This window comes from Pseudomonas sp. FP2300 (assembly GCF_030687595.1).
In the GTDB taxonomy this organism is placed as follows: Bacteria; Pseudomonadota; Gammaproteobacteria; order Pseudomonadales; family Pseudomonadaceae; genus Aquipseudomonas; species Aquipseudomonas bijieensis.
Genome location: NZ_CP117440.1, coordinates 4,153,962 through 4,173,852, shown reverse-complemented (window position 1 = coordinate 4,173,852; position 19,891 = coordinate 4,153,962). Strand labels below are relative to the sequence as shown.

The 19,891-nt window shown below is 62.7% G+C and carries 11 protein-coding genes and 2 pseudogenes; 8 read left to right on the top strand and 5 right to left on the bottom strand.

Translation table 11 applies throughout. From position 1 onward, the window contains the following. Positions 1-230: 230 nt before the first annotated feature. From PSH86_RS18290 to PSH86_RS30635, 4 genes and pseudogenes are all read right to left on the bottom strand, one after another. The gene (locus tag PSH86_RS18290) at positions 231-3,326 is read right to left on the bottom strand and encodes an efflux RND transporter permease subunit (RefSeq protein ID WP_176687614.1); all 3,096 of its coding nucleotides are present in this window, start codon (positions 3,324-3,326) and stop codon (positions 231-233) included. Between the two features lie 3 nt (positions 3,327-3,329). Further along, on the bottom strand, positions 3,330-4,499 hold the full coding sequence (locus PSH86_RS18285; protein ID WP_109753222.1) for an efflux RND transporter periplasmic adaptor subunit: 1,170 nt from the start codon (positions 4,497-4,499) through the stop codon (positions 3,330-3,332). A gap of 101 nt (positions 4,500-4,600) precedes the next feature. Further along, a pseudogene (locus tag PSH86_RS30640) lies at positions 4,601-5,131 on the bottom strand (methyl-accepting chemotaxis protein); the annotation flags it as partial. Between the two features lie 375 nt (positions 5,132-5,506). Next, positions 5,507-6,304 (bottom strand): annotated as a pseudogene (locus PSH86_RS30635) (cache domain-containing protein); the annotation flags it as partial. An 822-nt stretch (positions 6,305-7,126) separates the two neighbouring features. On the opposite strand from PSH86_RS30635, the gene PSH86_RS18275 reads away from it, so the two are divergent. The 5 genes from PSH86_RS18275 (at position 7,127) to PSH86_RS18255 (ending at position 14,933) form a co-directional block, all read left to right on the top strand. After that, positions 7,127-8,575, top strand: coding sequence for an APC family permease (locus PSH86_RS18275; RefSeq protein ID WP_109753220.1), 1,449 nt, complete (start codon positions 7,127-7,129; stop codon positions 8,573-8,575). A gap of 85 nt (positions 8,576-8,660) precedes the next feature. After that, a complete protein-coding gene (locus PSH86_RS18270; RefSeq protein WP_163858156.1) occupies positions 8,661-10,082 on the top strand; it encodes an aldehyde dehydrogenase family protein in 1,422 nt (473 codons plus the stop codon). An 11-nt stretch (positions 10,083-10,093) separates the two neighbouring features. Then, positions 10,094-11,443: an aminotransferase class III-fold pyridoxal phosphate-dependent enzyme gene (locus PSH86_RS18265; RefSeq protein WP_109753218.1), complete on the top strand. Its 1,350-nt coding sequence runs from the start codon at positions 10,094-10,096 to the stop codon at positions 11,441-11,443. A gap of 81 nt (positions 11,444-11,524) precedes the next feature. Next, on the top strand, positions 11,525-12,850 hold the full coding sequence (locus PSH86_RS18260) for a hypothetical protein (protein WP_305484062.1): 1,326 nt from the start codon (positions 11,525-11,527) through the stop codon (positions 12,848-12,850). A gap of 184 nt (positions 12,851-13,034) precedes the next feature. Beyond that, a complete protein-coding gene (locus tag PSH86_RS18255) occupies positions 13,035-14,933 on the top strand; it encodes a serine protease (RefSeq protein WP_305484058.1) in 1,899 nt (632 codons plus the stop codon). A gap of 50 nt (positions 14,934-14,983) precedes the next feature. Here PSH86_RS18255 and PSH86_RS18250 read toward each other — a convergent pair whose 3' ends face one another. Next, positions 14,984-15,745, bottom strand: a complete 762-nt coding sequence (locus tag PSH86_RS18250) for an IclR family transcriptional regulator (protein WP_109753215.1) — start codon at positions 15,743-15,745, stop codon at positions 14,984-14,986. Positions 15,746-16,019: 274 nt separating this feature from the next. Here PSH86_RS18250 and PSH86_RS18245 point away from each other — a divergent pair, with 274 nt between their 5' ends. Genes PSH86_RS18245 through PSH86_RS18235 form a run of 3 tightly spaced genes read left to right on the top strand, consistent with a single transcriptional unit; the run spans position 16,020 to position 19,883 of the window. Continuing rightward, positions 16,020-17,561, top strand: a complete 1,542-nt coding sequence (locus tag PSH86_RS18245) for an acetolactate synthase large subunit (protein ID WP_109753214.1) — start codon at positions 16,020-16,022, stop codon at positions 17,559-17,561. A gap of 10 nt (positions 17,562-17,571) precedes the next feature. Beyond that, positions 17,572-19,062, top strand: a complete 1,491-nt coding sequence (locus PSH86_RS18240; protein ID WP_109753213.1) for an aldehyde dehydrogenase family protein — start codon at positions 17,572-17,574, stop codon at positions 19,060-19,062. Between the two features lie 26 nt (positions 19,063-19,088). Continuing rightward, positions 19,089-19,883: an SDR family NAD(P)-dependent oxidoreductase gene (locus tag PSH86_RS18235; protein ID WP_305484049.1), complete on the top strand. Its 795-nt coding sequence runs from the start codon at positions 19,089-19,091 to the stop codon at positions 19,881-19,883. Positions 19,884-19,891: the final 8 nt, after the last annotated feature.

The window sequence follows — 19,891 nt, the reverse complement described above, 5'->3', positions numbered from 1 at the left end:
GTGCCTGTCGAAGATCAAACTGTGGGAGCGAGCCTGCTCGCGATGGCGGTGGGGCTGCTTGCATCCACACTGAATGTGCCGCCGCCATCGCGAGCAAGCTTTGCTCCCACAGATCTGACAGGTGTACGACCAGGAGAGCCAGGTCGGCTGCCAGGCCGCCATCGCGAGCCAGCTCCCACAATGGGAACGGAGTACGACCGGGAAAACCAGGCCGGCTATAAGGCCTAGCCTCACTTTGCACCAACACGCCTGACACGCTTCATCACCACCACAAAAAACACCGGCACGAACACCACCGCCAGCGTGGCGCTGATCATCCCGCCGATGACCCCGGTACCGATGGCCTGTTGGCTCGCCGAGCTGGCACCGGTGGCAATCGCCAGCGGTACCACCCCAAGGATGAACGCCAAGGAGGTCATGATGATCGGCCGCAAGCGCAGGCGTGCGGCCTGGAGTGTGGCATCGATCAGGTCGTGGCCTTCGTCGTACAGGCTCTTGGCGAACTCGATGATCAGGATCGCGTTCTTTGCCGACAGGCCGATGATGGTGATCAGCCCGATCTTGAAGAATACATCGTTGGGCATGCCGCGCAACGACACGGCCAATACCGCGCCGAGCACACCCAGCGGCACCACCAGCAACACCGAGGTCGGGATCGACCAGCTCTCGTACAACGCCGCCAGGCACAGGAACACCACCAGCAGCGACAGGCCCAACAGGATGGGCGCCTGGCTACCGGACAAGCGTTCCTGCAAGGATAACCCGGTCCATTCCTGGCCCAGGCCTGTCGGCCCCAGGGCCACCAGTCGTTCGATTTCGGCCATGGCTTGCCCGGTGCTATAACCCGGTGCCGGTTCGCCGGAAATACTCACCGCCGGATAGCCGTTGTAGCGGGTCAATTGCGCCGGCCCCTGGGTCCAGCGGGCTTGGACGAATGCGGACAGAGGGACCATCTTCCCGCTGTTGTTGCGCACATGAATCTTGAGCAAGTCCTCGACCTGGCTGCGCTGGTCGCCCTCGGCCTGGACCACCACCCGCTGCATGCGCCCCTGGTTGGGGAAGTCGTTGATGTAGGCCGAACCCACTGCCGTGGACAACACACTGCCGACGTCGGCGAAGGAAATGCCCAGGGCATTGGCCTGCTTGCGGTCGACCTCCAATTGCACCTGCGGTGCTTCGGCCAGGGCGCTTTCGCGCACATTCATCAGCATCGGGCTTTTTTCGGCGGCGGCAAGCAATTCGCTGCGGGCCTGCATCAACGTCGCATGGCCGAGGCCACCACGGTCCTGCAGACGGAACTCGAAACCGCTGGAGGTGCCTAGGCCGTCTACCGGCGGCGGCAGTACCGAGAACGCCATGGCGTCCTTGATTTGGCTCAGCGCCAGGTTGGCGCGCTCGGCGATGGACGCCGCCGAATCATCGGCGCCGCGTTGCGACCAGTCCTTGAGGGTGGTGAAGGCCAGGGCCGCATTCTGCCCGCTGCCGGAAAAGCTGAAACCGAGAATGATCGTGCTGTCGCCAACCCCCGGTTCGCCGGCGTTGTGGGCTTCGATCTGCTCCACCACCTGCACCGTCCGGTTTTTGCTGGCACCCGGTGGCAGCTGAATGTCGGTGATGGTGTAGCCCTGATCTTCCACGGGCAGGAACGAGGAGGGCAGGCGACTGAACAGCAGGCCCATGCCTACCAGCAACACGCCGTAGATCAGCAGATAACGGCCGCTGCGTTTCAACGCATAGGCCACCCAACCCTGGTAGCGGTCGCCGAATCGTTCGAAGCCACGGTTGAACCAGCCGAAGAAGCCGCCCTGGCTGTGGTGATCGCCCTTGGCGACAGGCTTGAGCAAGGTCGCGCAGAGCGCGGGGGTCAAGGTCAAGGCGAGGAAGGCCGAGAACAGGATCGACGTCGCCATCGACAGCGAGAACTGCCGGTAGATCACCCCCACCGAACCCTGCATGAAGGCCATCGGAATGAATACCGCCACCAGCACCAGGGTGATGCCGATGATCGCGCCGGTGATCTGCCCCATGGCCTTGCGCGTGGCCTCTTTGGGCGACAGCCCTTCCTGAGCCATGATCCGCTCGACGTTCTCCACCACCACGATGGCATCGTCCACCAGGATGCCGATGGCCAGTACCATGCCGAACATGGTCAGCACGTTGATCGAGAACCCCAGCGCGAGCATCGTGGCGAAGGTGCCCATCAGCGCCACCGGCACCACCAGGGTCGGGATCAGGGTGTAGCGGATGTTCTGCAGGAACAGGAACATCACGGCGAACACCAGCAACATTGCCTCGCCAAGGGTGTAGATCACCTTGGTGATCGAGACCTTGACGAACGGCGACGTGTCGTAGGGAATCTTGTATTCCACACCGGCCGGGAAGTAGCGCGACAGCTCATCCATCTTGTTGCGCACCAGGGTCGCGGTGTTCAAGGCATTGGCGCCCGGCGACAGTTGCACCGCCACGGCGGTGGAGGGCTTGCCGTTCAGGCGCGTGGAAAACTGGTATTCCTGGCTGCCGATTTCCACCCGGGCTACGTCGGCGATGCGCACCGTCGAGCCATCGGGGTTGGCCTTGAGCACAATGTCGGCAAACTCTTGCGGCGTGTTGAGCTGGCCTTTGACGACGATGGTCGCGGTAATTTCCTGGGTGCTGCGGCTCGGCAAATCCCCCAGGCTACCGGCCGACACCTGGGCGTTCTGCGCCACGATGGCGGCATTGACGTCAGCCGGGGTCAGGTTGAAGCCCACCAGTTTCTGCGGGTCGATCCAGATCCGCATGGCGCGCTCAGCCCCATACAACTGGGCCTTGCCGACACCGTCCAGGCGCTTGATCTCGTTCATCACGTTGCGCGCCAGGTAGTCGCTGAGGGCCACGTCGTCGAGCTTGCCGTCGCTGGAGGTGAGGGTGATCAGCAGCAGGAAGCCGGCGGAGACTTTGTCCACTTGCAAGCCCTGCTGTGTGACCGCTTGCGGCAGGCGCGACTCCACCGCCTTGAGGCGGTTCTGCACGTCGACCTGGGCCAGTTCCGGGTTGGTGCCTGGTTGGAAGGTCGCGGTGATGGTGGCGCTGCCCAGGCTGCTCTGGGACTCGAAATACAGCAGGTTGTCGGTGCCGTTGAGCTCCTCCTCGATCAGGCTGACCACGCTTTCGTCCACGGTTTGCGCCGAAGCGCCTGGGTAGACGGTGTAGATCTCGATTTGTGGCGGCGCCACGACCGGGTATTGCGCCACCGGCAGTTGTGGAATGGCCAAGATACCGGCCAACAGAATGAACAACGCGACGACCCAGGCGAATACCGGACGGTCGATGAAAAACTGCGGCATGGCTTAGTGTCCTGCCTGTGGCCCGGGAACCTGGGCGAGGGGAAGTGGGGTGTCATCGATCTGGACCTGGTCACCGGGCCGGGCGTGTTGCAGGCCTTCGATGACGATGCGGTCGCCGGGTTTCAAACCGTGGGTGACGACCCAGCGATCGTTTTGCGCGGCACCCAATTGCACCGGTTGCTGGCTGACCTTCTGCTCGGCGTCCAGCAGCAACACCTGGGCGACCCCGGCGCTGTCTCGCAGGATCGCCCGTTGCGGCACGGTGATGCCTTGGCTGTTGACCGCCTGTTCCAGGCGCACGCGAATGAAGCTGCCGGGCAGCAGGTCCAGGTCGGGGTTGGGGAATTCGCTGCGCAGGGTTATCTGGCCGGTGCTCGGGTCAACGCTGAGGTCGGTGAACAGCAACTTGCCGGGCAGCGGGTAAGGGCTGCCGTCGTCCTGAATCAACGTAGCCTTGGCCTGGCCCTGGCCGACCGCTTGCAAAAGCCCTGCGCGAAAGGCGCGGCGCAGGTCGTTGAGTTCGCGAGTCGACTGCGTGAGGTCGGCGTGGATCGGGTCCAGTTGCTGGATCAGCGCCAACGGCGTGCTTTCGTTCTGCCCCACCAGGGCGCCTTCCGTCACCAGGGCGCGACCGATGCGCCCGGAAATCGGCGCGGTCACCGTGGCGTACCCCAGGTTCAACCGCGCCCGCTCTACGGCGGCCTTGCTGGCAGCGACATCGGCTGCGGTCTGACGCACGCTGGCCCGGGCGTTGTCGTAATCCTGGCCACTGATCGCCTTGTCATCGATCAACTGAGCGTAACGCTGTGCCTGCAAGCGGGCCTGGAACGCATTGGCCTCGGCCTTGCGCAACGCCGCCTCGGCACTGTCCAGGTCGGCCTTGAACGGCGCCGGATCGATGCGAAACAGCACATCGCCTTTCTTCACATCGCTGCCTTCGCGAAACACTCGCTGCAAGACCACGCCGGCCACCCGCGCCCGGACTTCGGCCACTCGCGGCGCGGCGATACGGCCGCTCAGCTCGTTGCTGATCGACAGTGGCCGGGCCTGGACGGTTTCGACACGCACGCTTGCCAGCGGGGCGGAGGCTTCAGGGGTCGAGGTGCTATCACAGCCACTGAGCAGCAGTGTCCCGACCAACAGGCCCAGTGTGACGACAGGAATCTTGGACATGGTGCTTCCCCAATATTGAGCCGCCCATGGTAGGGATCCAGGCCCATGACAGGGGTGAAGCTTTGTAGGCGCTCTGTGAAATTGTGTAATCACACAGGCCGCTAAATCCGAAAATGCCCCACCAACTGCTGTTGACGGTTGGCCATGGTATGCAGCGAGTGACTTGCCTGAGAGGCTTCCTCCATTCGGCCGGTCAAGGTCTCGCTGATCCCGCGAATGTCACTGACGCGATGGCTGATGTCTTCTACCACGGCACTTTGCTCCAGGGCCGCGCTGGCGATCTGTTGGTTCATGTGTTCGATCACTGCCACGGCGTCGCTGATGTGCTGCAGCGCCGCATGGGTTTTTCCGACTTGAGCGACGCTGTCCCTGGCCTGTTCGCGGCTCAGTTGGGTGCTGTGCACGACCTCCTGGCTCAACTGCTGCAGCGCTTCGATCACCGTGCGTATCTGCTCGACCGAGTTCTGGGTGTTGCTGGCCAGATGACGGACTTCGTCAGCCACCACCGCGAAGCCGCGGCCCTGTTCACCCGCCCTGGCTGCTTCGATGGCGGCATTCAAGGCCAGCAGATTGGTCTGCTGGGCAATGGCGCAGATCACGTCCAGCACCTGGCCGATGTGTTGACTGCTGCCGGCCAACGCCTGCACTTGCCCGAGCGTGGTCTCCAGGCGCCGGTCGAGGTGATCGATGCTGGTGACCGCATCGGCGAACAGTTCACGCCCCGAACGGCTGGCATTTTCGGCGACGGTAGCGGCATCGGCCGCCTGGTGGGAGTGGCGGGCCACTTGCTGGGCGCTGGTGCTCATTTCATGCAGGGCGGTGGCTGCCAGCTCGACTTCCCGGTACTGCGTGTGCATGCCCGCGCTGACTTCCCGGGCCACCTGCGCCGACGTATCGGCGGTGTTGCGGGTGTCCAGGGACGCTTGCTGGATATCGCGAATAATGGGCTGCAATTTGTCGAGAAAGCGGTTGAAGCCATTCGCCAGTTGGCCCAGTTCATCGTGGCGGTCATTGGGCAGGCGCTGGGTGAGATCGCCATCGCCTTCGACAATCGCATCGAGCATATGCGCTACCCTCAGCAGCGGCCGGGTCACGCCATAAGCGGTGAGCCAGATAAGCAATAGTCCCAAACCGGCAGCCAGCAAGCCCAGACCGAGGTTGAACCAGTTGGCCTGGCGATGCTTGTCGTCCAGCTGTGCCTGCATTTGCAGGGCCGGCGCTTGCACCAGCGCTTGCGGCACGCGTATCTGCAACTGCCAGGGGGTATTGGCGGGAACGGTTTGCACGGCTTGTCGAACGTCGACTGAGGTGTCGGTCACACTGCCGCTATGGCCGGCAGTTTGCCCTGAAGGGGAAAGAATGTTGATCTCGCTGTGGCCGGGGTACAGGTCGTCGGCCAGTTGGGCGGCGAGTTCCTGAAGGGTCCCGAGACTGATGTCCATGCCCACCACACCGATGATTTTGCCCTGGTCCGACAGCGGGATGGAAATGCTGCTCATCAGGGTTTTCTGGCCTTCGACTTCAATCGCGTAGGGCTCCGTCACGCAGGTGTGCCCCTGGGTCTGTGGGCAGACGTACCAGGCGTTCGCCGGCTCGCTGCCCGGCGGCGCCGTGTTGGCACTGATCTGGGCTTCGCTGAGCACCTCCTGGACCAGATGTCCGGGTTGGCTCTGCGACCAGTACAGGGCAAAGCGACCGTTTTCGTTGCCGGCCAGGCTGCGTTGGCCCGCGAAACCGGCATCGTCACCGGCCAGCGCGTCGGGCAGCAGCACGACGTAGAAGCCGAGCACTTTCCCGCGATCCATAAGTGCCTGACGGGTCGCGCTGATCAGGTCCTGGCGCAACTGTCCTGGCGTCAGTCGCCCGTTCAGTGCCTGGGCGCGCAGTTGCAAGACCTGCTGGGCGAAACCTTCCCCATAGATCGCTGTTTCGCTGAAGAAGCGTTCCACCCGCTGACCATGAGCCAGGGCCTGAGCCTGCAGGCCTTCCAGGGCCGAGCGCCCCAACAGTTGACCGCTTTGCTGCTTGAGCAGCGTCGCGCCTTGCTGGTTCTGATACAGGGAGGCGCCGGTCAATGCCCCGACGACGGCCAGCAGGCACAGCCCACTCAAGAGTGTGATCCGCCATTGGATAGAGAGACGAGCGAAGAACATGCTGAAGTTTTCCTACACATGGGGGTTTTTATTGTTTTGGGCCCAGCGCTGTCTGAGCGGTGGGCGAGGTTATCTTGCGGCAGGATGCGCCTTCCCGTTATCCCGAATCGGCAGCCGTTGGGCTAATGCGGGTCACTCCAGAAAACGCAGAACCCGTGGCGAGGGAGCTTGCTCCCGCTGGACTGCGCAGCAGGCCCCCCAAAAAAAAGAGGGGCCGCTACGCGGCCCAGCGGGAGCAAGCTCCCTCGCCACGGGGCGTGTTGTTTGGTCCAGGGACATGATCGGCGTTCCGACAATGGGCCGACCTGTTTTGGGGCACGGCTTCGGATGCTGCCGTTTTGGGATAGCGAAGGGTTTTGGCAAGGGCCTAGCATCGAATCCAGCGTGCAAGCAGAACAATAAGCTTTTGGAAGTCGGCGAAGCTGGCCGTCTCCGATCCAGCAACAACTGCCTCATACAATAAGGTCAAGAACAATGAGTGTATCTTTCCCGATCAGCAGCTCGACGGAGTTGAAGCGCGGCGCCCTGGGCGTCGGCTTTATCATCTTCTTTGTGATTTCGGCGGCGAGCCCCTTGAGTGTCATCGCCGGCGGTTTCCCCATTGGCATCATGTTGGGCAACGGCGCCGGCACACCGGCATTGCTGCTCCTGGCGCTGCTGGTGTTGCTGGCCTTCTCGGCGGGCTACACCGCCATGTCCCGGCACATGACCAACGCCGGTGGCTTCTACGCGTTCACCTCCCGTGGCCTCGGTGGCCTGGCCGGTGGGGCGGCGGGGGTGCTGGCGATGTTTGCCTACAACATCCTTCAAGTGGGCCTGTATGGCATGTTCGGTGGCGTGGTCAGTGGCACGATGGCCAGCGTCTTTGGCCTGGACTTGCCGTGGTGGACTTACTCGCTCCTGGCAATGGCGAGCATTGCGATCCTCGGCTATCGCAAGATCGACCTGTCGGCCCGGGTCCTGTCGGTGGTGGTGGTTGCCGAGTACTTGGCGATCCTGACGCTGGATTTCGCCATTCTCAAGACCGGTGGCGACAGCGGCATCAATCTCGATTCGTTCGAGCGCAGCCATGTGTTCAGTGGTACGCCGTCAATCGGCTTGCTGTTCTGCTTCGCTGCCTTCATTGGCTTCGAGGCCACCACCATCTATGGCGAAGAGGCGAGGAACCCGCATCGTACGATTCCTATCGCCACCTACAGTTCGGTGCTGTTGATCGGTGGTTTCTATGCCCTGTCGGTCTGGTCGATGATCGTCGGCGTCGGGGCGGACAAGATCGTGCCGACCCTGCAGGCGCTCCAGGATCCCACCACCTTCATCTACGGCATGTCCGATCATTTTGTCGGCCCGTACCTGACCCAGATCATCCGCGTGCTGTTCATGGTCAGCATCTACGCCGGGTTGCTGGCGTTCCACAATGCCGCGGCTCGTTACTTCTATGCCATCGGCCGCGACGGTTTGCTGCACAGCCGGTTGGGGACCACCCATCGTGTGCACCAGAGTCCGCATATGGGTTCGGTCCTGCAAAGCCTGATCGCGGCGGTGGTGGTGCTGATTTTCGCCGCGCTGGACGCCGATCCGATCCTCCAACTGTTCGCCTGGTTCTCCAACCTGGCCACGCTGTGCGTGATCCTGCTCATGGCCCTGACCTCGGCGGCGGTATTTGTCTATTTCCGCGCGCATCCGGAACTGAAGCTGGGGCTCTGGCGCGGTCGGATTCTTCCGGGTTTTTCGTGCCTGGCATTGCTGGCGGTCCTGGCCCTTGCGGTGATTCATTTTGATGTGCTGACCGGCGCCAGCCAGCTCTTGTCCTACGGCCTTTGTGCCGTGATTCCCGCCGCGCTGATCGTCGGCGTGCTCCTCGCTGTTCGATTGCGCAAGGCTTCGCCCGAGCGGTTCATGGCGCTGGGAAGCCACAAGCTCTAAGGCGTCAAGCGACAACGTCAATCCACCCAGAAAACAAGTCCGCTGTCGTTCCGGACGGTTCGTCAGCGCGTGAAAGGAAGGTGCTATGCACGATTATCAAATGCTCATCAATGGGGCGCGGGTCGACGGTGAAAACGGCCACTTCGATGTGTTCAATCCGGCGACCGGTACCGTGTTCGCCCGCTGCCCGGCCGGTTCCCTGGCCCAACTGGACCTTGCCGTCGAAGCGGCGCAAGCGGCCTTTGTCGAGTGGCGACACAGTACTCATGAAAACCGCCGCCAGCGCCTGCTGAGCATCGCTGCCGATCTTGAACAGGAAGCCGAGTCGTTGGCCCGGCTCATTGTCCTGGAGCAGGGCAAGCCACTGGAACTGGCGTTCTCCGAAGTGATGGGCGCAGTGGCCTGGACGCGTTATGCCGCCGAGCAGCAGATTCCCGTAGAGCTGGTGGAAGAAACCCCGACCCAGCGCATTGAACTGCACCGCAAGCCGTTGGGCGTTGTGGCGTCGATCACGCCCTGGAACTGGCCGTTCATGATCGCCGTCTGGCACATCATGCCGGCGTTGCGGGCCGGTAACTGCGTGATCAGCAAACCGTCCAGCCTGACCCCCTTGAGCACCCTGCGCCTGGTGGACATCATCGCGCGCCATGTGCCTCGTGGCGTGATCAGTAGCGTGACTGGTGAACAAGGTTTCGGCAGCGCGATCACCGCCCATGCCGGTATCCAGAAGATTGTCTTCACCGGCTCGACCGCCACCGGCCAAAGCGTGATGCGCGGCGCCGCCAGCAACCTCAAGCGCCTGACCCTGGAGCTGGGCGGCAACGATGCCGCCATCGTGCTGCCAGGCACGTCGGTCGAGGCGGTCGCCGAAGATATTTTCCAGGCGGCCTTCCTGAACATGGGGCAGACCTGCGCCGCCCTGAAGCGTTTGTACATTCACCAATCCCAGTACGAGGCCTTTGCCGAGGCCCTGACCCTAATCGCCAGGCGTCAGGTGGTGGGTGACGGCCTGGCGCCTGGAGTCACTTTTGGCCCGGTGCAGAACCTCGAACAGTTGGCGCTGGTGGAGGAACTGGTGGCCGATGCCCGTGCCCATGGGGCGCGGGTGTTGTGCGGCGGTGCCCGTCTGGACCGTCCGGGCTTTTTCTATCCGCCGACCCTGGTTGCCGATGTCACCGATGGGCAGCGTCTGGTGGACGAGGAACAGTTCGGTCCGGTGCTGCCCCTGATTGCCTATCAGGATATCGAGGATGTCCTGCGCCGCGCCAACGCCGGCGACATGGGCTTGGGCGGATCGGTCTGGGGACGCGACAGCGAGCAGGCACAGGCATTGGCCAGTCGCCTGGAATGTGGCATGGCCTGGGTCAACTGCCATGCGCAGATCCAGCCGAATACGCCGTTTGGCGGCAGCAAGATGTCCGGGTTCGGCGTCGAGTTCGGCCTTGAAGGGTTGCTGGAGTTCACCGGCCAGCAACTGCTGTACGTACGCAAGCGTGAAACAGAATGAGGACTGCAACCATGTACGAGCAATACAAGACAGCACAGAAGAAGTTCTGGCACCCGATGAGTTCTTCGGCGCCAGCCAATCGCTCCAAGACGTTGATCATCGCCCGTGGCGACGGTAACTACATCACCGATATCGAGGGCCATCGCATGCTCGATGGTGTCGGCGGTTTGTGGAACGTGAACGTGGGTCATAACCGGGCTTCAGTGAAGGCGGCCATCGCTGCGCAGCTGGACGAGCTGGCCTATTACCAGACCTTTGACGGCATCGCCCATCCGCGGGTGTTCGACCTGGCCGAGCGGCTGACGTCGATGTTCGCCCAGGAAAACATGGCCCGGGTGCTGTTCAGTTCCGGCGGTTCCGATGCGGTCGAGACGGCCCTGAAAATGGCCCGTCAATACTGGATCGCCAGCGGTGAGCCAGGGCGCACGCGCTTTCTGTCGCTGCGCAATGGCTACCATGGCGTGCACGTGGGCGGTACATCGGTGGGCGGCAATGGGGTCTATCACTACAACCACGGGCCGCTATTGGCCGGCTGTCATCTGCTCGATACGCCGTGGCTGTACCGCAACCCCTGGGATTGCCGCGATCCGGAAGAATTGACTGCCCACTGTATTCGTCAGTTGGAAGACCAGATCGCGCTGCTTGGCCCACAGACCATTGCTGCGCTGATCGCCGAACCGGTACAAGGCGCCGGCGGCGTGATCGTGCCGCCCGCGCATTACTGGAAGCGGCTGCGCGAAGTCTGCGACCGCCACGGCATCCTGTTGATCGCCGATGAAGTGGTCACCGGTTTCGGCCGCACCGGCTGCATGCTCGGCAGTCGCGGCTGGGGTGTCGCGCCCGACGTCCTGTGCCTGGCCAAGGGCATCACTGCTGGCTACATCCCCATGGGCGCCACGGTCTTCAACCAGCGCATCGTCGATGCCATCGAGAACGGCCCGGGTTTCAGCAGCGTGATCATGCACGGCTACACCTACAGCGGGCATCCGACCGCTTGTGCGGCGGCCCTGGCGGTGCTGGACATCGTCGAGGCCGAGGATCTGCCGGGTAACGCGGGAACAGTCGGAGCCCAGTTGCTGGAGCAACTGCAACCGCTGACCGAACGTTATGCGGTGGTGGGTGAAGTGCGTGGCAAGGGCTTGATGATCGCCGTGGACCTGGTGGCGGACAAAGTCACGCGCGAACCACTTGACCCGGCCAACGGCCTGGCCTCGCGCATCGCCGAGCAAGCGCGCCTGGCCGGCGTTTTGATGCGCCCGATCGGCAACAAAATCGTGATGTCGCCACCGCTGACCCTCACCAGCGACGAGGCCGCCCTGATGGTCGGCGCGTTGGACAGCGCGCTCGCCGATTGCCGCTAGCCTGATAGCCGGCGCAGTGTCCTGCGCCGGCTCCTGAATATAAAGACAGCCTTCAAAGGTGCACCACAAGGAGCTCCAGCCATGCGGTCTCTATCTCGTATGGATTTTTTCGGCAGTGGCCTTGCCTGTACGCTGGCGCTTTGTGCCACGAGTCAGGTTCAGGCCTATGAGTTGTATGCCGATGAAGACACTCACCTCAACGCCGACCTGCTGGCGGTGTTCGGCCATTTCAACAGTCGTAAGAACTACGACGGCACGCCCGGCGGTTCAACCTGGCGCGAAGGCTTCATCAAGTATGGCGTCAGCGGCGACCAGGGCCTGGCCGGCCACGGCACTGCCTACGGTGCGTTCAACCTGATCAGTTCCGCCACTTGGGGCGATGGCGATCCGGCCGGTAATTCCCTTGGGTCCGAGCGCACCACCAAGATCGAAGACGCTTACCTGGGTTGGCGCTCCGCCGATCTGTTCCCTGTGCTGGGGCAGGACGGTGTCGACATCTCCGGTGGCCGCCAGGTGGTCAAGCTGGGCCGGGGATTCTTGATCAACGATGACGGGCCGAACCTGGGCAAAGGGCCGGCCGATGGTCGCTTGAATCGTGGTGGGGCCTATTACCTGGCGGCCCGGCACGCCTTCGATCAAACCGCCGTGTTGCGCCTGGGCGGGCAGGATGGGTTGCATGGCAGTGTGGTATGGCTCAAGTCCGACAACCGTGCCCAGGCCGAAACCGAATTGGCCGCCGGCACGCTGGATTACACCGCCAGGGCCGGTACGTTGGGCCTGACATGGGTGCATGGCCTCGACGTGAACGAGCGGTGGGCCAGCGACTTCCAGAAGCAACGCAAGGACATGAACGTCTACAGCATTCGTGGGGAAGGCGACGCGGGTATCGAAAATGCCAGCCTGGCATTCGAATACGCCTGGCAGGACAAGAACGCCGGCCCACAGAACGCCTGGTACGCCGAGGCCGGCTACACCTTTGCCGATATCGCCTGGGCGCCCAAGCTGACGTACCGCTACACCCGCTATTCCCAGAAGTGGGACTCGCTGTTCACCGGGCAGAGCACGGGTTATGGCACCTGGTTCCAGGGTGAAGTCGCGGGTAACTATGCCGGGCCATTCAACAGCAATACGGGGATCCATCATGTGGGCTTGAAGGCCACGCCATTGGAGAGCCTGACCCTCGGTGCGTTGTACTTCGATTACAACACCGTACGTAAAGACAACGCCTTGAACCTGGATGCCCGTGAGCTGGATGTGTATGCCGAGTGGGCCGTCAACGAGCATTTGATCATCACCCCGCTGATAGGCCTCTACAAGCCGGATCGGGATGCAACGACGGGGGGTAATCAAGTGACGGGCAATGGCACCAACGTGTACAGTCAGGTGACGGTGGCCGTTCCGTTCTGAAGCGGGGGGCTGGTTCCCTGAACCCGTGGCAAGCGAGCTTGCTTCCTCGCCACGGGGTAGTGTCCAGCCAGCCCCGACCATCCGTCTGTAACCTGCTCAAACCTGTCAGCTCCGACAGTAGGCGCCGAACACATTCCGCGTCATAAATCGCTCCATCGTCCATTGCGCGACCGGAGTGCCCGCCATGTCGACCCAACCGGAAAAAACGCCCGTGTCGCCGGCCATGCGCTCGGCTGTATGTGGATTGATGCTGGCCTCTGTTGGGTTGGTATTGGGTGCTGGGTCGGCGGTCGCTGGCATGCAGCCTCCGCCTTCCACCCCGATTACGCCGGGTGAAATCATCGGGGAGAGTCAGCTCGAGAAGGCTCGCTGCGTACAGCAGTCGGATCCGGCAAAGTACCGGCGTGCGCGCGCGGTGGGCAGGATCCATTCCAGACTTGGAGGTGGAACTGTCTGGCGGGTAGGGCCTGGAAACCTCGCGCTGACCAACTGGCATGTTGTTGACCAGGACGCGGGCGACCCGACCCAAATGGTGGTGAGCTTCAATTACGAAGAAACATCTTGCCATTCGGACAGTACGGCGGATGTGGTTCGGGTGCCGGTCGAGCGGATCGTGGCCTATGATCGGGATAAGGATTTTGCGCTGCTTGCCCTCGACGAGGATATCGTCAACAGCGGTGCGCTGGATTCCTTCGGTTATCTGGGCCTGAACACTCAGGTCCCGCATATTGGTGCTGACGTCTACCTCGCCGGACACCCCAGTGCTTTACCGAAGCGGGTCTCTCGCGATCACGACGACGGTCTTCCCTGCCGGGTGATCGATGTGGGTGACAACGGCCGTTACGGTTGGGTGAAATATAATTGCGATACCGAGTCCGGCAGTTCCGGATCACCCGTGATCGACGCGTCAACCAATACGGCAGTTGCTCTCCACAGTGGCGGTAGTGCCTCAGCCAACTCGGGCACGCAGATGGCTGAAATCTGGCCGGACATCGCGCGGTATTTTGATGGCAGGTTGCCCGAGGGCAGTATCCCGGTGGAACAGCCGACCGTGCCGGTGGCCAAGCCGGGAGCCGTTAGCGTACAGGTGCCGGTGCGCGTGACACAGGTGGACGGGGAATCTGCGGTGGGAGGGGCGTCCGGTGAGCAGCTGTATTACCACGCCCCTGCACACACCACGATCACCGACGTGTTCTGCCAGAGCGCAACCACCAAGTGGATTGCCGAGGACGGCGACGCCGCGTCATGTACCCTGTCAAGCGCAGCAGACTGGACCACAGAACAGTCGGTGACGCTCCGCGTGGATGACACCGCCCCCGACGGCCAAATCGTCGACGGCCGGGTACGGCTACTGTCTGACACAGGGCAAACCCGCGGAGGAACCAACACCACCCTGAACGTGATGTCGCTGGACCCAGGTGAGGTGGCATCGCTACAGGCACAGGCCGGAAATCTTCAGGCGGCCCCGGTGGACACCAGGTTCGCGGAGCCGTTAACGGCGCGGGCGATAGACCCGCTGGGCGAGATTGTTGTGGGTGCGGATGTCACCTTCGCGGTCTCCGATGAAGGGGCGACAGGGACGCGCTTCGACGGGGGCGATCAGACACCGATCGTGCAGACGAACGCCGATGGTGATGCAACCTCGCCGAGGCTGGTCGCCGGCTCCGGGGTGGGCACGCTGCAGGTGACCGCCACCTCTAACGACAGAATGGCCAGGTTCTACTTGAGGGTGGTGTCGGAGGAGGGGGACCCGACGGATGATGTGGAGTCTCTGATCCTGGCAGGTGGGAATGGACAGATCGCACCAGCGGGTACCGAGTTCACTCTTGCGCTCATGGTTCGAGCCTCGAATCAGGACAGGGATCCGGTGGCGGGGGCCTGGGTCGTCTACACGATCACTGATGATGGTAGGACAGGGACCCGATTCGTCGGGGTCGATCAGACGCCGACGGTGACGACCAGCAGCAGTGGTGACGCAGTGTCATCGAAGCTGATTGCTGGTCACACACCGGGTTTCGTGACGGTGACCGCGACCTCCAATGGCAAGGCGGTGACGTTTCTCTTGGTGGTGAGTCCGAGTTGAGAAGTCGATCGAACAGAACGCTGGATAACGTCGATCTGCGTTAACCGCCGTCACATCCCGTGGGCAGCCGCAGGCGGATTCTGCATGCGTTCGGCAATCCGCCGGGTGGTGTCCATCACCATCTCAATCACGGTTTCCTGGCGCAGCAATTTGAAGTTGTGGGTGCTGCCGACCGCCGAAAGGCTGCCCACCACCTCGTCGAGCCCTGGGTTGACGATCGGCGCCGCGATACCGGTGAGCCCCAGGTTGAGTTCATCGTGGGTCAGGCAATAGCCGTCCTTGCGGATCTTTTTCGCTGCCTTGGAAAAGCTGGCCCAGTCGTAGGTGCTGTCAGGGTCATTGGCCAGGTGTTCCTCGAACAGGCGTTGCAGGCGTCGACCCTTTTGAAAGGCGATCAACACCTTGGACTGCGCACCGCGAAAAAACGGCAGCGGCTGGCCGCGTCCGAATGCGAACTGGTAGGTGTCATTGGGTTCGGCGATGTAGGTGTTGATGATGTGTCCGTCATAGAAAACGCTGGCGAACACCGCCAGTCCGGTGGCTTCGGACAGCTCGTGCATCAACTCGCGGCCCGCCACGAGGATCGGGTCGTACTGGCGCATCATCCAGTCGAGTTCGATGATGCGCGGCCCCAGGCCATAGCTGCCGGCATCCACCCGCACCAGCAGGCCGGCGTCACACAAATCCTTGACGTAACGGTACACGGTCGCCCGTGACAGGCCCATGCGCTCGGCGATGGTCTCGGGGTCGATCTTCAGCGTTGCCGGGCCGAAGAGGTCCAGCACACTCAGCATTTTGCTCAGACTGCTCATTTCGCTCCTAAAGGGGGGAATGGCGCGTAGGTGGTCGTTGGGTGAGCACTATAGGTAGCCGCGGCAGTGATGAAAAGCCCGCAGGCTCGCTCAGGAGCGCGTTGTCACGGTAACCCAATGTCTGAGAAATACAAGCTCATTTGCGGCGGTTTTATCTCAATAAAAATGCATAAATCTCAAAATATGATTTTTATGCAGAAAAATAGCTTGTTTTGTCGGTTCTCCTGTGTGATAAATCTCAGCCACTGCAAACGCTCGATCAAGAGGGCTGGAAATGAATGGTGCGCAACTGATAGTGAAGGCGGCGGTGGCGAGTGGTATCGAATACTGCTTCGCCAATCCCGGAACGACTGAAATCCCCCTGGTGGCAGCCATGGCCAGTGCGCCAGCCCTCAAGCCGGTATTGTCCTTGTTCGAGGGGGTATGCACCGGTGCCGCGGACGGCTACGGCCGGATTGCCGGCAAACCGGCGATGACCCTGACTCACCTGGGGCCTGGCTTTGCCAATGGCATTGCCAACCTGCACAACGCGCGTCGCGCCAATACCCCGATCGTCAACGTCATCGGCGATCATGCGTCATGGCACGTCAACTACGATCCGCCGCTGGCCAGTGATATCCAGGCCCTGGCCGGGAGCGTTTCCGGATGGGTGCGCACATCGCGCACCGCATCGGGTGTAGGCGAAGATTTCCAAGAGGCCGTGCGTGCCGCCTGGCAAGCCAACGGACAGATCGCCAGCCTGATCCTGCCAATGGATCTGCAAGCCAACACTGTGCAACATGAGAAAGCCTTCACGGCATTGCGGGCCCCGGTTCGGCGTTTTGCCGGTGACCGGATCGAGGCGGTCGCCCAGGCATTGCGTGATGGCCGGCGCCTGGTGTTTATCGTTGGCGACCAAGGCTTGTCCGTCGCCGGGCTCGAAGCGGCGGGGCGCCTGGCCCAGTTGCCGGGTGTGCGCCTGTTCGCCGAAACCTTTCCACGCCTGAGCTATCGCGGTGGTGGCCTGCCTGACCTGGATCGTCTGCCTTACTTCCCCGAAGTGGCCATTGAGATCCTTGACCAATACGACGCGGTGGTTTGCGCCGGTGTGCCGGACCCGATCAGTTATTTCGGCTACGAAGGCATCGCTTCTCGCCTGGCTGAACGTGAACGCCTGCTCTGCCTGGCGGAAGTCGGGGACGACGTCGCCGGAGCGCTCACTGCGCTTGCCGATGCGCTCGAGGCGCCGGCTTATGTGCCAACGCCAATGGGTATCGAGCTGCCACCAGGCGATGCCACGTTGACGCCCCAGTCCGTGGGTCAGGTGCTGGCCGCATCGCTGCCGGACGATTGCATCGTTTCGGTGGAAGGCGGGACGTGCGGCTATCCATTCTTCACCGCCTCGGCCCACGCCGCGCGGCATCGGGTCTTGACCAACACCGGTGGGGCCATCGGCCAGGGTATTCCGGTGGGCTTTGGCGCCGCCATGGCCGAGCGTGGCAACCAGGTGTTCTGCCTGCAATCGGACGGCAGTGCCCAGTACACCATCCAGACCTTGTGGAGCATCGCCCGCGAGCAACTGCCGGTGGTGATCCTGATCGCGGCCAACCATCGCTACGCCATTTTGCAGAACGAGCTGCGCCGCTTCGGCATGACCGAGCTGGGCCCCGAGGCCTTGAGCCTGACCGTACTGGACCGTCCACGCATCGATTGGAAAGCCTTGGCCAAGGGCTATGGCTTGCCGGCCAGCACCGTGCACACCAATGGTGAGCTGCATCGGGCCCTGGCCAATGCCAAGGCCGACGGCGGCCCTTGCCTGATTGAAATGGCGCTGTGAAGGAGCGGATATGAACCCGATTCAATTGTTACCTGCCGTCGAGAAGTTCCTGTCGCAACCGGGACGCCTGTTTATCGGCGGCACCTGGCAGGACGCCGCCAATGGCCGTCGGTTTGCCGTGGAGAACCCAGCCACTGAGCAGACCCTGACTGAAGTCGCCGAAGGCGGCGAGCGCGACGTGGATGCAGCGGTCGCCGCCGCCCGCGCGGCCTTCACCGGGACCTGGGCGCAGCAGTCGCCGGCCCAGCGTGGGTTGTTGCTGTTTCGCCTGGCGGAACTGCTCGACCAGCATCGCGAAGAGTTGGCGCAACTGATCACCCTGGAAAACGGCAAGCCGATTGCCAACGCCCGCGGGGAGGCGGCGAGTGCCGCCAACATCATTCGCTACTTTGCCGGCTGGCCGACCAAGATCGAAGGCAGCACGCTGCCGGTATCGCCTTCCAGTGGCGCGCCGATGCTCAACTACACCTTGCGCGAGCCAGTGGGCGTCTGTGCGTTGATCGTGCCGTGGAACTTCCCGCTGACCATGTGCGTGTGGAAGCTCGGCCCGGTGCTGGCGACCGGTTGTGTCGCGGTGCTCAAGCCCGCCGAGCAGACGCCCCTGGTTGCCATTCGCCTGGTGCAACTGATCGAGGCCGCCGGTTTCCCGGCCGGGGTGGTCAACCTGCTCACCGGTCTTGGTGTGCATACCGGCGCACCGCTGGCCCAGCACCCGGACGTGGACAAGATCGCCTTCACCGGATCGACCCAGGTGGGACGGCTGATCGCCCAGGCCGCCACCGGCAACATGAAGAAGGTTTCGCTGGAGTTGGGTGGCAAGTCTCCCAACATCATCCTGCCGGACGCCGATATCGTCCGGGCCGCCAAAGGCGCCGCCGACGGCATTTTCTACAACCAGGGGCAAGTCTGCACCGCCGGATCGCGTCTGTACGTGCACGCCAGCGTCCTCGACCAGGTGCTTGAAGAACTCCAGCGCCACGCGGCCGCCCATGTGTTGGGGCCTGGCCTGGATCCGGCCAGTAGCATGGGCCCGCTGGTCTCGGCCCGGCAATTGGGTACGGTGCGTGGCTATCTGCAACGGGGCCAGGAAGAGGGCGCCGAACTGATCTGCGGCGGTGACCGGCCGGCCCACCTGGAACAGGGGCACTTCATTCAGCCCAGCGTGTTTCTCGACCGCGCCGAGCGTGCCTGTGTCGCCCGGGAAGAAATTTTCGGCCCGGTGCTGACCGTCATGAGCTGGACCGAAATCGACGAGCTGGTACTACGCGCCAACGACTCGCCTTACGGCCTGGCCGCCGGTCTCTGGACCCGTGACTTGCGTTCCGCCCATCGCGTGGCTGCGCAGTTGAAGGCCGGCTCGGTGTGGATCAACTGCTGGAACGTCGTCGACCCGGCCTCGCCATTTGGCGGCTACAAGCAATCCGGCTGGGGCCGGGAAATGGGCAAGAACGTGATCGATGCCTACACCGAAACCAAAAGTGTCTTCGTCGATCTCGCCTGAGCCGAACAATCACAAGAGGAACTGCTATGGATCTGGAATTGCAAGGCCGCGTGGCGATCGTCACCGGCGGTGGTATGGGTATCGGCAAGGAAGTCGCGCGTTTTCTGTCCCAGGAAGGTTGCAAGGTGGTGATCTGTGCGCGGCGCATGGAGTTTCTCCAGCAGGCCGCCGAGGAAATCACCGCAGAAACCGGCAACGAAGTGCTGCCGCTGTTCTGTGACACCAACCAGATGTCGGGGGTGTCGGACATGGTCGAGGCGGCCCACAAGCACTTTGGCCGCATCGACATCCTGGTCAACGGCGCCGCGGCACCGTCCGGTGTGGTGCGCAACGACATCGAACATGCCGGTGACGATGAATTGCTCTCGGACCTCAACACCAAGGTGATCGGCTATTTCCGTTGCGCCAAGGCAGTGACTCCGCACATGAAGGCCGGCGGCTTCGGTCGCATCATCAACATCGGTGGCCTGACCGGGCGCGGCAGCAAGGTGCTTTCGGGCATGCGCAACCTGGCCATTGCCCACATGACCAAAACCCTCTCCGACCAGTTGGGCCCATCGGGCATCACGGTCAACCTGATCCACCCCGGTGTAGTGGATACCCCGCACATCCAGGAGCTGTACGAGCGCGAAGGGGTCAAGCAGGGCAAGACGCCCGAGCAGGTGGAGCAGGGTTACATCGACGCGACGCCGATCCGGCGCACCCTGGCGCCCATCGAAATGGGCTGGCTGATCGGTTTCCTCGCATCCCCCAAGGCCGGTGCCGTGACCGGGGAATCCATTGGCATCGACGGCGGCTTGACCCGTGGCATCTTCATTTGAGGAGCAGC

What these genes read in the sequence shown, in the direction of transcription:
- PSH86_RS18255 (WP_305484058.1), top strand. Translation starts at nt 13,035, where the DNA reads ATGTCGACCCAACCGGAAAAAACGCCCGTGTCGCCGGCCATGCGCTCG.
- PSH86_RS18275 (WP_109753220.1), top strand. Translation starts at nt 7,127, where the DNA reads ATGAGTGTATCTTTCCCGATCAGCAGCTCGACGGAGTTGAAGCGCGGC.
- PSH86_RS18250 (WP_109753215.1), bottom strand. Translation starts at nt 15,745, where the DNA reads ATGAGCAGTCTGAGCAAAATGCTGAGTGTGCTGGACCTCTTCGGCCCG.
- PSH86_RS18235 (WP_305484049.1), top strand. Translation starts at nt 19,089, where the DNA reads ATGGATCTGGAATTGCAAGGCCGCGTGGCGATCGTCACCGGCGGTGGT.
- PSH86_RS18270 (WP_163858156.1), top strand. Translation starts at nt 8,661, where the DNA reads ATGCACGATTATCAAATGCTCATCAATGGGGCGCGGGTCGACGGTGAA.
- PSH86_RS18265 (WP_109753218.1), top strand. Translation starts at nt 10,094, where the DNA reads ATGTACGAGCAATACAAGACAGCACAGAAGAAGTTCTGGCACCCGATG.
- PSH86_RS18240 (WP_109753213.1), top strand. Translation starts at nt 17,572, where the DNA reads ATGAACCCGATTCAATTGTTACCTGCCGTCGAGAAGTTCCTGTCGCAA.
- PSH86_RS18260 (WP_305484062.1), top strand. Translation starts at nt 11,525, where the DNA reads ATGCGGTCTCTATCTCGTATGGATTTTTTCGGCAGTGGCCTTGCCTGT.
- PSH86_RS18290 (WP_176687614.1), bottom strand. Translation starts at nt 3,326, where the DNA reads ATGCCGCAGTTTTTCATCGACCGTCCGGTATTCGCCTGGGTCGTCGCG.
- PSH86_RS18245 (WP_109753214.1), top strand. Translation starts at nt 16,020, where the DNA reads ATGAATGGTGCGCAACTGATAGTGAAGGCGGCGGTGGCGAGTGGTATC.
- PSH86_RS18285 (WP_109753222.1), bottom strand. Translation starts at nt 4,499, where the DNA reads ATGTCCAAGATTCCTGTCGTCACACTGGGCCTGTTGGTCGGGACACTG.